Annotated in this window: 11 protein-coding genes and 1 other RNA gene; all 12 read left to right on the top strand. The window is 44.1% G+C overall.

The annotated features are described in order from the left end of the window. The first annotated feature begins 41 nt into the window (after positions 1 to 41). Positions 42 to 390: RNase P RNA component class A (gene rnpB / locus CYL31_RS12630), an RNA gene on the top strand. Between the two features lie 313 nt (positions 391 to 703). Beyond that, positions 704 to 1,159 carry a division/cell wall cluster transcriptional repressor MraZ gene (gene mraZ / locus CYL31_RS12625; RefSeq protein WP_212918897.1) on the top strand — a complete coding sequence of 152 codons (456 nt, stop codon included), beginning with the start codon at positions 704 to 706 and terminating at the stop codon, positions 1,157 to 1,159. Beyond that, entirely contained in the window at positions 1,156 to 2,094 is a 939-nt protein-coding gene (rsmH, locus tag CYL31_RS12620; RefSeq protein ID WP_212915578.1) for a 16S rRNA (cytosine(1402)-N(4))-methyltransferase RsmH, read from the top strand. Before mraZ ends, rsmH begins: the two co-directional genes overlap by 4 nt. Next, a complete protein-coding gene (gene ftsL / locus CYL31_RS12615; protein ID WP_212915577.1) occupies positions 2,087 to 2,365 on the top strand; it encodes a cell division protein FtsL in 279 nt (92 codons plus the stop codon). Before rsmH ends, ftsL begins: the two co-directional genes overlap by 8 nt. After that, entirely contained in the window at positions 2,362 to 4,125 is a 1,764-nt protein-coding gene (locus CYL31_RS12610; RefSeq protein ID WP_212915576.1) for a peptidoglycan D,D-transpeptidase FtsI family protein, read from the top strand. Before ftsL ends, CYL31_RS12610 begins: the two co-directional genes overlap by 4 nt. Further along, positions 4,126 to 5,592, top strand: a complete 1,467-nt coding sequence (locus CYL31_RS12605; RefSeq protein WP_212915575.1) for a UDP-N-acetylmuramoyl-L-alanyl-D-glutamate--2,6-diaminopimelate ligase — start codon at positions 4,126 to 4,128, stop codon at positions 5,590 to 5,592. Continuing rightward, positions 5,582 to 6,928, top strand: coding sequence for a UDP-N-acetylmuramoyl-tripeptide--D-alanyl-D-alanine ligase (locus CYL31_RS12600; protein ID WP_212915574.1), 1,347 nt, complete (start codon positions 5,582 to 5,584; stop codon positions 6,926 to 6,928). The genes CYL31_RS12605 and CYL31_RS12600 overlap by 11 nt, the downstream gene beginning before the upstream one ends. Before the next feature lie 14 nt (positions 6,929 to 6,942). After that, positions 6,943 to 8,025, top strand: a complete 1,083-nt coding sequence (mraY, locus tag CYL31_RS12595; protein ID WP_212915573.1) for a phospho-N-acetylmuramoyl-pentapeptide-transferase — start codon at positions 6,943 to 6,945, stop codon at positions 8,023 to 8,025. 9 nt (positions 8,026 to 8,034) lie between these two features. Next, positions 8,035 to 9,384: a UDP-N-acetylmuramoyl-L-alanine--D-glutamate ligase gene (murD, locus tag CYL31_RS12590; protein WP_212915572.1), complete on the top strand. Its 1,350-nt coding sequence runs from the start codon at positions 8,035 to 8,037 to the stop codon at positions 9,382 to 9,384. Further along, entirely contained in the window at positions 9,381 to 10,574 is a 1,194-nt protein-coding gene (gene ftsW / locus CYL31_RS12585; RefSeq protein WP_212915571.1) for a putative lipid II flippase FtsW, read from the top strand. Before murD ends, ftsW begins: the two co-directional genes overlap by 4 nt. Beyond that, positions 10,571 to 11,644, top strand: a complete 1,074-nt coding sequence (murG, locus tag CYL31_RS12580; RefSeq protein ID WP_212915570.1) for an undecaprenyldiphospho-muramoylpentapeptide beta-N-acetylglucosaminyltransferase — start codon at positions 10,571 to 10,573, stop codon at positions 11,642 to 11,644. Before ftsW ends, murG begins: the two co-directional genes overlap by 4 nt. After that, a complete protein-coding gene (gene murC / locus CYL31_RS12575) occupies positions 11,641 to 13,062 on the top strand; it encodes a UDP-N-acetylmuramate--L-alanine ligase (protein WP_212915569.1) in 1,422 nt (473 codons plus the stop codon). Before murG ends, murC begins: the two co-directional genes overlap by 4 nt.

The raw sequence follows: 13,062 nt of genomic DNA, 5'->3' as shown, positions 1-13,062 counted from the left end.
GCGCTTGTTATTGTCTCTATAGATAAGTAATATGCGCCTCGCAAGTTGGCTAGGCAGTCGCCGCTCAATTTATTGGGGGGAGGAAAGTCCGGGCTTCGCAGGGTAAAGTGCCAGGTAACGCCTGGGGGGCGTGAGCCTACGGAAAGTGCAGCAGAAAATACACCGCCTAAGCAGTTTACTGCCGGTAAGGTTGAAATGGTGCGGTAAGAGCGCACCGCGCGACTGGTAACAGTTCGTGGCTAGGTAAACCCCACTTGAAGCAAGACCAAATAGGAACTCTTTGGCGTGACCCGCGCTGAGTTCGGGTAGGTTGCTAAAGACGTGCAGTGATGTACGTATTAGATGAATGACTGTCCACGACAGAACCCGGCTTATCGGCCAACTTGCAATTTTTTCCTCAGTGTTTTACCTGTTTTTTATTTCATAAGCACCATTATAGATGGTGCTTTATGTTTTATCTCATTTCGATATCTTCTACTTCTACTTTTATCTCTTATTTGTGCTTGCTGCTGTAAGCGGCTTTCTTTTGTCTAAAGGTGTCGTTTTGTGTTTTCTTTTCTCTTTTAGCCTCTCTATTTCTCTGCTTTTTGCTCCTTTACAAAATCATTGCATCTATTTTTGCCTATTTGGTTGGTTTTTTTTTACTCTTTTTCATAAATAGTGTTAAATTGTGGGATAAAGTGTCGATAAGTGGGATATGGCAATGTTTCGTGGGATTCATCAGGTGAGTGTAGATGTGAAGGGGCGAATGTCGCTTCCGGCACGCTTGCGCGATGATCTTGCCCAATATGACGACGATGGGGTGGTTGTGACCATTGATCCTGTTTCTCGATGCCTGCTGCTTTATCCCTTGTCTGAGTGGGAAATAATTCAGCAAAAATTAGATAAATTGCCAACGTTTCAGCCACAGGCTCGGCGCTTACAGCGTCTTTTGGTTGGCCATGCTACTGATTTGGAAGTGGATAAAGCGGGACGAATTTTGTTGCCTGCGCCGCTGCGTGAATTTGCTCGGTTGGATAAAAAATTAACGATTCTTGGTCAAGGTAAAAAGCTAGAGATCTGGAGCCAAGAAGAGTGGGAAGCGCAGCGCGAAGATTATTTGTCCCAAGATGCTCTTGAGGACTTACAAACTGAAACCATGATGGATATTTCTTTATGACAAAGACGATGGCAGAACACATAAGCGTAATGCTTAATGAGTCCGTCGATATGCTAGTAACCGATACCAATGGCCTGTATGTCGATGGGACTTTTGGTCGTGGTGGGCATACTCGTTTGGTTTTGGATCGATTAGATAAAGGTCGTTTGCTTGGTTTCGATAAAGACCCAGTGGCGATTGGCTATGGTAAGTTACTAGAACAAGAAGATTCCCGTTTCTCTATTGTTCAAGACAGTTTTGCCAATATGGCTGAACATATTTCTGATGTGTTTGGTGTCGATAAAGTTGATGGTGTGATGATGGATTTGGGTGTGTCTTCACCTCAGATTGATGACGCTGAACGTGGCTTTAGTTTTATGAATGACGGTCCGCTCGATATGCGGATGAATCCAGATAAGGGTATAAGCGCAGCGCAGTGGGTTGCTACTGTTAGTGAAAAGGATATGGCTGATGTGATGTATCAGTATGGCGAGGAGAGATTTTCTCGTCGTATTGCAAAAGCTATCTGTGAATATCGCTCTCATACTCCAATTCTAACAACGCTTCAGCTTTCAAAAATTATCGCTGAAGCGAATCCTGCTTGGGAGAAAGGTAAGAACCCAGCTACTCGTGCATTTCAAGGTATTCGAATTCATATCAATAATGAATTAGGTGATTTAGAAGTTGGTCTTGATGCGGCTGCTGAGGCTCTAAAAGTTGGTGGTCGATTAGCGGTTATTAGCTTCCATTCTCTTGAAGATCGAATTGTTAAGCGCTTTATGAAATTGAAAGCAAAAGGGCCGGAATTGCCGAGACACTTGCCAATTCGAAATGCACATCTTGATATCAAGTTTAAGACAATAGGTAAAGCGATCAAGCCATCTCAATCCGAAGTGAGTGAGAATGTGCGCTCTCGTAGTGCTGTTCTACGCGTTTTGGAGCGTGTCGGTGATTAAGGCGCGCTTTTCACCGTCAGTATTTGCTGTCGGTGTTGTGTTTTTGGCAGCCGTTTCTATTGCTGTCGTGATACAGGTTTACGATTTTAGAAAAGACTTCTCTTACCTTCAAACATTGAAGCAAGACGAAGTGGATTATGAAGTGAAATGGGGACAGTTGCTTCTTGAACAAAGTGCGCTAACCCAGCCGAGTCGCTTAGAGCAGGCGGCTATTAAAGATTTAAATATGCATGCACCCTCTCAGGATGAATTGATAATAGTGAAACCATGAGTATTGATAACAGTGTTCACACCCCAGGAAAATGGCGCTTTAGATTTGTCTATGGCGTCGCTTTGTTATTGTTTCTTATTGCAGGTGGTCGACTTTTCTATTTGACCGTGGTTGATAAGGCATTTTTACAAAACCAAGGCGAGATTCGGGCTGTACGGACTGAGGCTATTCCGGCAACTCGTGGCATGATCCTAGATCGTCGCGGAGAGCCTTTAGCGGTTAGTACGCCGACTTGGACTATTATTGCCAATCCAAGAGCCTTGTGGAAGCTTCCACGCGATCCTTCTCTAAATATTGGTCCAGAACAAGAGATTAAACGTCTGGCTGAAGTTATGGGGGTTGGTCGTGCTTGGTTGCAAGAGCGATTCGAAGCCAATAAAACTCGCTCTTTTATGTACTTGCGTCGTCAAATTCCACCTCATGAAGCGGATGCTATCATGGCGGCTAAAGTTGTTGGTGTTAGTAAAACCAAAGAATACAAGCGTTTCTATCCTGCTGGTGAAGTGGCGTCTCATGTTGTTGGTTTTACTAATATTGATGATAAAGGCCAAGAGGGGATGGAGCTTGCTTATGATCAAGCGTTAGAGGGGCAGCCTGGTCGTCGAAGCTATGTGAAAGATCTTTCTGGCAATATCATTCGAGGTGTTGGCGTTGAAGAGGCTGAGCACCCGGGAGAGAATATTGAGTTAAGTATCGACCTTAGGTTGCAGTATTTGGCTTATCGAGAGCTTAAAGCGGCAGTGACTGAGCATCGAGCTACATCTGCGTCGGCAGTGATTTTGGATGTTAAAACGGGTGAAATTTTGGCGATGGTGAATCAGCCATCCTATAATCCGAATGATCGTTCTAAATTAGAGTATGAGGAGCTACGTAATCGCGCGGTGATTGATTTGTTTGAGCCGGGTTCCACTATGAAGCCGTTTACTATTTCGGCAGCGCTAATGTCTGGTCAATATACAACGGAAACAACGATTGATACTTCTCCAGGTTATTTGCGTTTTGGTCGCTTTACTATTCGTGATGCTGCCAATTACGGTGTGATTGATTTTGAAAAGTTACTTATTAAGTCAAGTAACGTAGGGGCATCGAAAATTGCCTTATCGCTTCCTCAAGATGCGGTTTGGAATATGGATTACGAGTTGGGCATTGGTTCGCCAGTTGGAATTGGTTTCCCTGGGGAGGCCTCTGGTGTTCTTCCATCACATCCTAAATGGCATCCATCAGAGATTGCTACTTTGTCGTATGGTTATGGTTTATCTGTTTCAACATTGCAATTGGCTCAGGCTTATATGACCTTGGCTAATGGCGGTTACCGTGTGCCAGTTACTATTTTCAAACAAGATGCACCCGCAGATGGTAAGCAAGTTATACCGCAAAAAGTCGCTCATGATGTCGTGAAGATGATGGAGTCTGTAGTGACGCGAGGCTCAGGTAAAGCCGCACAAATCCCAGGTTATCGTGTTGCAGGTAAAACAGGTACTGTTCATAAAGTCGGTTCTAAAGGTTATGAATACGATCAGTATATTGCCTTGTTTGCAGGTGTTGCACCTGCATCAAATCCCAGATTGGCAATGGTGGTGATGATCAATGATCCGAAAGGACGTGAGTATTATGGCGGTGAAGTTGCAGCGCCAGTATTCTCTCGTGTGATGGAAGGAGCATTAACGACTCTGAATATTTATCCTGATCTACCTGAAGGGCTTAGGGAGGTTCGCTTAGAGCCTAAAAAAGTGCCTTATCAAGTTGTGCAGGGTGGTTAGATGGGGCAAATAACTCATGCTCAACTGCTTAGCTTAGCGGGTTATCCTTTGGGGGATAATCCGCATTCTGCTTTATATAGTCATCTAGAAACGGATAGTCGTAAAGTCGATGTGGAAAGCGTTTTTTTTGCTTTACCTGGAGTTGCTTCAAACGGGTGGGATTATTTAGATAATGTCGTCGCTCTAGGTTGTGAAGTGGCGGTGGTTCCTGCTGAATTGAATTTGCATCATGATGATATTGAACTTGTTTCTGTTGCCGATCCGGCAAAGCTTTTAATAGCTTGTTTGCATGGTTTTTTTGGGCGAATGCCTCGGCAGATGGTTGCGGTAACGGGAACGAATGGAAAGTCTTCTATTTGTTTTTATATCGCTCAACTTGCTAAATATATTGGTTTTTCCAGCGGCTTAGTTGGAACTTTTGGTGTAGGGCCTTTAGATCGTTTGTCTGAGGCTAAGCAAACCACACCAGATCTTCTTTCTTTGCATCTAACTTTAATGCAAATGGCTGAAACAGGCGTCGATTTTGTTGCTTTTGAAGCGTCGTCGCATGCTTTGGATCAGGGGCGCATTGAAGGTGTGCCTTTTCAAACCGCTGTGTTCTCGAATCTCTCTCGTGATCATCTTGATTATCATGGTGATATGAATTCCTACGCTTTAGCTAAACGGCGTTTGTTTTCTTTTAATAGTTTGTCTCATTCCATATTTTGTCTTGATGATAGTTATGCCAGTTTTATGGCGGAAGGTGCGGTTGAATCAAGTTGTCATTATTACAGTGAGCAAGATACGCGAGCTGATTTTTATGTAAAGCAGTTAACGCTTGAGTCAGCGGGGTGTCGGTTTGTTTTGTGTCATCCAGAAGGTGAAACTCCTGTGTTTTTGCCCTTGCTAGGGCGCTTTAATGTTCAGAATGCCTTGGCGGCTTTAGCTAGCCTTTGGTATGGGGTTAATGATAAAGCGACATTAATAAGTGGTTTATCTACTCTGAGTGGCGCGCCGGGCCGTATGGATAAAGTTCAATTGCCAAATGCACCCCTTGTTGTGGTTGATTTTGCACACACTTCAGATGCTTTGGAAGTGGCTTTGCAGGGATTAAAAGAGCATACCAATGGTCGATTGATCTGTGTATTTGGTTGTGGTGGTGACAGGGATAGAGGTAAACGACCTTTAATGATGGCGGCAGCTATGCAAAATGCAGATTATGTATGGTTGACGTCTGATAATCCTCGTACAGAGCCTATAGAGCAAATTTTTTCAGATGTATTGGCACAAACAAACGATGATGACGCGTTTAGTTTTGAGCCTGATCGAAGAGTAGCTATTCGCCAGGCTGTATTGTCGGCTGGTCCCAACGATGTTGTCCTTATTGCTGGAAAAGGGCACGAGTCTTACCAAGATATTCAGGGTGTAAAGCATCATTTTGACGATAAAGAAGAGGCGCTGAAGGCGATAGAAGCTTATGTTGATTAATCTTACTCTTTCGGATATTGCTCGGGCTTGTGATGGCGAACTTGTCGGTGAAGATTGCGATCTAAATGCAGTTGTTACCGATACTAGAACCATCTCGGCAGGTTGTTTGTTTGTTGCCTTGAAGGGTGAGCGTTTTGATGGGCATGATTATATAGAGCAAGCAGTGCAGAATGGTGCGGTTGGTGTTGTCTCGGATCGAAATGTTGGAGTGCCTAATTATGTTAAAGTGGCAGATACCACATTGGCTTACGGTGCTATTGCGCGTTTGATTCGAGATGCCTTCAAAGGGGTTGTTGTATGTATTACCGGCAGTAATGGTAAAACAACCGTAAAAGATTGGTTGGCGCAGTCTCTTGCTGAGAAAAATGTGCTAAAAACACGCGCCAATTTGAATAATCAGATTGGTGTGCCGAAAACGCTTTTTGAATTGGATGATAATCACGATGTTGCGGTAATTGAGGCCGGAACCAGTTTTACTGGTGAAATACCATTACTGGCAAAAATTGCGTTTCCTGATGTGGTGATATTAACAAATGCCAGCGGAAGTCATTTTGAAGGGTTGGGCGGCCTCGAAAGTATTGCTAAAGAAAAAGGCGCGTTGATTTCAGGTTCTGCGGATAATGCCAGTGTCGTCTTAAATGCTGATGATGAATACTTTGATTATTGGTGTGGTTTGGCGGGTAATCGCCAAGTGTATTCTTTTGGATTTACTGAGTCTGCTGATCTTTATACTTCTGATATTGAATTGGGGGCAGAATCAAGTTTGGCGATGTTTCATTATGATGGAATGGCGTTACCGGTCGTTGTTGCTGGCGCTGGAAGGCATCAAATTGCAAATGGCATGGCCGTAGTTTTGGCTATGTTGATCATGGGGATTGATTTTAAGCAGGCGACTGGTAAATTAGCCGCCCCAGTGCTGGTTTCGGGGCGATTAGAGCGACTTAAAGCGAAAAATGGCGCTGTATTAATCAATGATTGTTACAATGCTAGCCCATCGTCTGTTGAGGCTGCTATTGATGTTCTTGCTATGCAGCCAGTAGAGGAAACTTGGTTGATCTTGGGGGCTTTGGCTGAGCTTGGTGCTCAGCGAGATGCGATTCATCACGGTTTAGGGATATATGCTAGAGACAAAGGGATTTCGTGTTTGATTTGTGTTGGTCCCGTAGCGGGTATTGCAGGCGCTGCTTTTAGAAGTAAAGGTGGCAACGCTATATTTTGTAATACCCATAATGAAGCGGCCACAGTTGTTCGTCCGCTAGATAAAAAACACGCTATTTTAGTTAAAGGCTCTCGCTCCGCTAAAATGGAAAATGTCATTGAAGCATTAATTAATTAGGATATTCCTTACCAATGTTACTTCTGCTAACTGCTTATTTAAGTAAATACCATACATTTTTTACGGTGTTTAACTACTTGTCTCTGCGTGCCATTTTAGGTGTTCTTACTGCATTGGCTATTTCTCTATTGATTGGCAATAAAGTTATTGTTTTATTGCAGCGTTTGCAGATTGGTCAGGCGGTTCGTAGTGATGGCCCTCAAACTCATTTAGCTAAAGCGGGGACGCCAACTATGGGTGGCGCTCTTATTATATTTTCGATATCTGTTAGTACGCTTTTGTGGGGGGATTTACGTAACCAGTATGTTTGGGTTGTTTTATTGGTTATGTTGGCATTTGGGGTTGTTGGTTGGGTTGATGATTACAGAAAAGTGGTTGAGAAAAATCCACGTGGTCTTCCAGGTCGATGGAAATATTTTTGGCAGAGTGTATTTGGTTTAGCGGCTGCATTTTATTTGTACTACACCGCAAGTACACCAGCTGAAACGGCTTTGCTTGTGCCTTTATTTAAAAATGTCGCTATTCCTCTTGGGGCGTTTTTTATTGTGCTGACCTATTTCGTTATTGTAGGTACCAGTAATGCGGTGAACTTAACGGATGGGTTAGATGGTTTAGCTATTTTGCCGACTGTGTTGGTGGGTGGTGCTCTCGGTGTATTTGCGTATCTAACAGGTAATATCCGCTTTGCAGATTATCTGCTTATTCCTTATGTGCATGGCTCAGGGGAGTTGCTGGTGTTTTGTGCTGCTCTTGCTGGGGCGGGTTTGGGCTTTCTATGGTTTAACACTTACCCTGCGCAGATTTTTATGGGTGACGTAGGGTCTTTGGCTCTGGGTGCGGCATTGGGAACCATTGCGGTTATTGTTCGCCAAGAATTAGTTTTGTTTATCATGGGCGGTGTTTTCGTCATGGAAACGGTGTCGGTGATTTTGCAGGTGGCTTCCTATAAGTTGACCAAGCGAAGGATCTTTAGAATGGCACCGATTCACCACCATTTCGAATTAAAAGGTTGGGCTGAACCTAAAGTGATTGTGCGTTTTTGGATTATCACTGTTTGTCTTGTTTTAGTAGGCTTTGCCACCTTAAAAGTACGTTAGGAGTTTTGCATGTCGTTGATCGGGTCAGATCGGGTAAGAGCCGTTGTCGGCTTGGGTGCGACAGGCTTGTCTTGCGTACGCTTCTTAGCTAGCAAGGGAATTGAGTTTTATGTGGTGGATTCTCGTGAAAATCCACCTGGTTTAGAGCAGGCGAAAGAGTTTTGCCCCGAGGAGCGAATTTTTACCGGTAGCTTAGATGCGCTTGAAACTCTAGGTGTAACTGAGCTATTTGTAAGTCCTGGTATTGCATTGCGTACACCAGTCTTGGCTCGATTAGCTGAGCGCGGCGTTGCAATGCGTGGTGATATCGATTTGTTCTGTGACTATGTAGATGCGCCTTTTGTTGCTATTACAGGGTCTAATGCTAAAAGCACGGTTACGACATTAGTGGCTTTGTTGCTTCAGGCAAGCGGAAAAAATGCAAAGGCAGGCGGTAATTTAGGTTTACCTGCCTTAGATCTTCTTGCTCCAAATACTGACTTCTATGTGCTTGAGTTGTCTAGCTTTCAGCTTGAAACAACGCATGCGCTACAGGCCGACTTGGCTTGTCTTCTCAATGTCTCTGAAGATCATATGGATCGTTATAAGGATCTTTATGAATATCAGCGAGTCAAACAAAAAGTCTATCGAGGCTGTAAAGCGGCTGTCTGTAATAAGCAAGATATCTTAACCGCACCACTGTTAGCAGAAGGGGTGCCTGTTCGTGCCTTTACGACAAAAAGCCCAGATTTGAAAGAATATGGCATGCTTAAGGATGGCGATGGTTCTTGGTTGTGTAAAGGTGTTGAAAGGCTTTATCACACTTCTCAAATTGCTTTGAAGGGTTCTCATAATCACGCTAATGTTTTGGCCGCTTTGGCGATGTTGGAATTGCTTGGTGTGGATGTCATGTCTGAGGCGGTTAGAAAAGTATTGGCAGAGTTTGGCGGTTTGCCTCATCGCTGTGAAACAGTTCGAGCGCTTCAAGGGGTGACCTATATTAATGATTCAAAAGGCACCAATGTTGGCGCGACGTTAGCTGCACTTGAGGGGCTTGGATCGGCTTCTGCGAAAAATATTTTGCTTATTGCTGGCGGGGAAGGAAAAGGGGCAGATTTTCGTGCTCTTGCTAAGCCTGTTAAGGATTTTGTGCGGACTGTTTATTTGTTTGGTAAGGATGCTGATCGTATTGCTGAGGTTTTGTTATCGGATACCGAAGTAAAGCACTTTGATACTCTAGATCAAATTGTGGCTAGCATTGGTCGGGATAGTAAAGAGGGTGAGATTGTTTTATTTTCGCCTGCTTGTGCCAGCTTGGATATGTATAAAAATTACGAAATGCGCGGTGCACATTTTGCTCGTTTGGTTGCTGAGCTATGACATGGTTGAAAGTATTTGACCGAGTGTCTCTTCGTGAGTTTGCGCAGGTTGATGCTATTTTTGTTGCTGCAGTTGTCTCGATTTTAGCGCTCGGAATGGTGATGGTGTCGAGTGCGTCAATCTCAATTTCCGAAACGATTCATGGGCATCCTTATTTTTTTATGGGAAGGCAGGGCTTATACCTATTGATTGGTTTGGCCTTTGGTTGGTTGTTATTGTCATTACCAACTCATCAGTTGCAGCAATGGGGCATTTTGATGATGGGGTTATCTCTCATCTTGCTGATTCTTGTTCTCCTGCCTGGTATTGGTAAAAGTGTAAACGGTAGTCGTCGCTGGATTAATCTGATGGTGTTTAACCTTCAGGCTTCAGAAGTTGCAAAAGTTTGTATGGTGGTTTACGTCTCGGGTTATTTGGTACGAAGGGCTGACCGCGTTAGAGAGGGTTGGGTCGGCTTCGTTTTGCCACTTTGTCTATGTAGTATTTTTCTTCTGTTTTTGCTTTTCGAACCTGACTTCGGTGCATCTGTAGTATTGCTGGGTACGGTGATGGTGCTGCTTTTTTTGGGTGGTGCTCCTCTTTATCAGTTTTTGCTGTTGATGATTGGTGCTGTTTCAATGTTGGGTGTTGTTGCCATTTCTGAAAGCTACCGCTTAAAGCGCTTAATGAATTTTATAGATCCTTGGGCGGACCCTTTTAATGAAGGCTATCAGCTTAGTCAGGCCTTAATTGCATACGGTCGTGGCGAATGGTTTGGCTTGGGGTTGGGGAACAGTGTTCAGAAGTTGTCTTATTTACCTGAAGCTCATACAGATTTTGTGTTTTCTATTTGGGTCGAAGAGACTGGCATGTTTGGCGGTTTGTTGCTGATTTTTTTGTTTGCTTTAATGGTTGCTCGCGCCTTTAAAATTGGTCGTCAGGCTATGACCTTATCTCGTCCGTTTGCCGCTTATATGTGCTTTGGTTTTTCTATTCTTATCTTGGCTCAAGTGATTATTAATATTGGTGTAAATACGGGCTTTTTGCCAACTAAGGGGCTCACTCTGCCATTGATTAGCTATGGTGGTAGTAGTCTGATAATTACCTTGGGTAGTTTGTTTGTTGTTGCACGCGTGGATATTGAAAATCGTCGTGCTGAGAATGGTCAGGATTCTGGCGAGTCACCGAAAGCAAAAGAGAGTGCGAAATGAGCGATGTTAAAAGAGTCGTAATAATGGCTGGCGGGACCGGTGGTCATATTTATCCTGCATTGGCTTGTGCTCAGAGTTTTAAAGATAAAGGTTTAGATGTTCAGTGGCTTGGCTCTAAAGGCGGGATGGAAGAGTCTCTTGTGCCTAAGCATGATATTGAATTGCATTCTTTGTCGATCAAAGGGGTAAGGGGAAAGGGGGCGCTTGGACTTTTGGCGGCTCCTTTTAGGATTTTGCATGCGATTGGTCAGGCTGTGGCTGTTTTGCAGAAAATCAAACCTGATGTTGTTTTAGGTATGGGGGGATTTGTTGCTGGTCCTGGTGGCGTTGCGGCTCGACTTTTGGGTATTCCTTTGGCAATACATGAGCAAAATGCCGTTGCGGGAACGACCAACAAATTACTGTCTAAACTGTCGAGTGTAAGGTTGCAGGCTTTTGATGGGGCTTTGTCTAATGCTGTTAGTGTAGGCAACCCTATTCGAAATGACATTTTAGAGCAGCGTGTTCGGGTGCCGAGAAGTGGCACGGCAAGGCCATTGCGATTGCTTGTTGTTGGTGGGAGTTTGGGGGCACAAGCAATTAATGATGTTATGCCTAAAGTTCTGGCTGAATGGCCTTTTTCTCAGCGTTTGGATGTTTGGCATCAAACTGGCATTCGCAATTTTGAAGCGGTATCAGAACTTTATAAAGAGGCGAAAGTGGACGCTCGGGTGGAAGCCTACTTGGATAATATGGATCAGGCATATTACTGGGCTGATATTGTTTTGTGTCGAGCGGGTGCTATGACAGTGAGTGAATTGGCTGTTGCGGGTTTGCCATCGATTTTAGTGCCTTACCCACACGCTATAGATGACCATCAGACGGCTAATGCGCGTTATCTAGAAAAAGTCGGGGCGGCGTATTTGTTGCCTCAGCCACAGTTAAGCTGTGAAAAAATCATCTCTTTGCTTTCTGAGTTTGTCGAAGGTGAAGAGAAATTATTGAAAATGGGAGAGCAGGCCAAATTGGTTGCTCATCCAAATGCGACACGAGACGTTGTTGCACATTGTTTAAGGTTAATAAAATCATGATTGATAATAAAGCTCAGTACGATATTCCTACGATGCGCCGTATTCAAAATATCCATTTCATTGGTATTGGTGGTGTTGGTATGTGCGGTATCGCCGAGGTGCTGCATAATCAAGGTTATCAGGTGTCGGGATCAGATCTTAAAGCGTCATCTACTACAGAGCGTTTGGAAGAGTTAGGTATCAAGATCTATTTTGGACATTTAGAAGAAAACGTATATGACGCTCATGTTATCGTGGTATCTACCGCGATAAATGAAAAAAACCCAGAAATTATCTGGGGTAAAGAGCATAGAATTCCGATTGTCCGAAGAGCGGAAATGTTGGCTGAGCTAATGCGCTATCGTCACGGTATTGCTGTCGCGGGCACTCATGGTAAAACCACAACGACCAGTTTGATGGCATCTATATTGGCGGCTACTGGTGAAGCGCCAACATTCGTGATTGGTGGACGCTTAACCAGTGCTGGTGCGAATGCGCAATTGGGTAGCAGTGCTTATCTTGTTGCAGAGGCAGATGAAAGTGACGCTTCGTTCCTGCATTTGCAGCCTCAAACTGTAATAGTAACCAATATCGATGAAGATCATATGGATACTTATGATGGCGACTTTGAAAAGGTTAAGCATACTTTTATTGAGTTTGTGCATAACCTGCCTTTTTATGGTTTAGCTGTGTTGTGTGTCGATGATGAAAATGTTCGTGAAATCTTGCCATCTTTGAGTCGTCCGGTTTTAACCTATGGTATTGATCAAGAGGCCGATTTTTATGCGACGGATATTGTGCAAACTGGTCGTTATTGTGAGTTTTTAGCGCACCGCCCTGAAGGTGAGCCGCTGAAGATTCGTTTGCCAATGCCTGGGCGTCATAACGTACTTAATGCGCTTGCTACGATTGCTGTTGCCACTGATTTGGGGGTTGAAGCAACAGCCATTCAGGCAGGTCTAATGGGCTTTGAAGGTGTGGGGCGTCGCTTCCAAGAGCAAAAACCACTAGAGCTTCCTAATGGCTCAAGTGTGATGTTTGTGGATGATTACGGACATCATCCAAGTGAAGTGTTGGCAACTATTAAGGCGATACGTGCCGGCTGGCCTGAGAAGCGCTTAGTAATGGTTTATCAGCCACATCGTTATACTCGTACTCGTGATCTGTATGAGGACTTTGTTAGGGTCTTGTCTCAGGTGGATGTTTTACTATTGCTGGATGTTTATGCTGCTGGTGAAACGCCGATTAATGGTGCTGATAGTCGTTCTTTGTGTGGCAGCATTCGTCAGCGCGGTAATGTGGATCCTATTCATGTTGGTGGTGAGGCGGACTTACGTTCCATTTTGAGTAATGTCTTGCGTGAAGGTGATCTGTTAATTACCCAAGGTGCTGGCGATATCGGTATGGTTTCTAAAAACTTATCTGTGAGCGGAATTTAA

It is taken from the genome of Marinomonas sp. A3A (assembly GCF_018336955.1).
GTDB classification, from domain to species: domain Bacteria; phylum Pseudomonadota; class Gammaproteobacteria; order Pseudomonadales; family Marinomonadaceae; genus Marinomonas; species Marinomonas lutimaris.
This window is presented reverse-complemented; position numbering and strand designations above follow the sequence as displayed.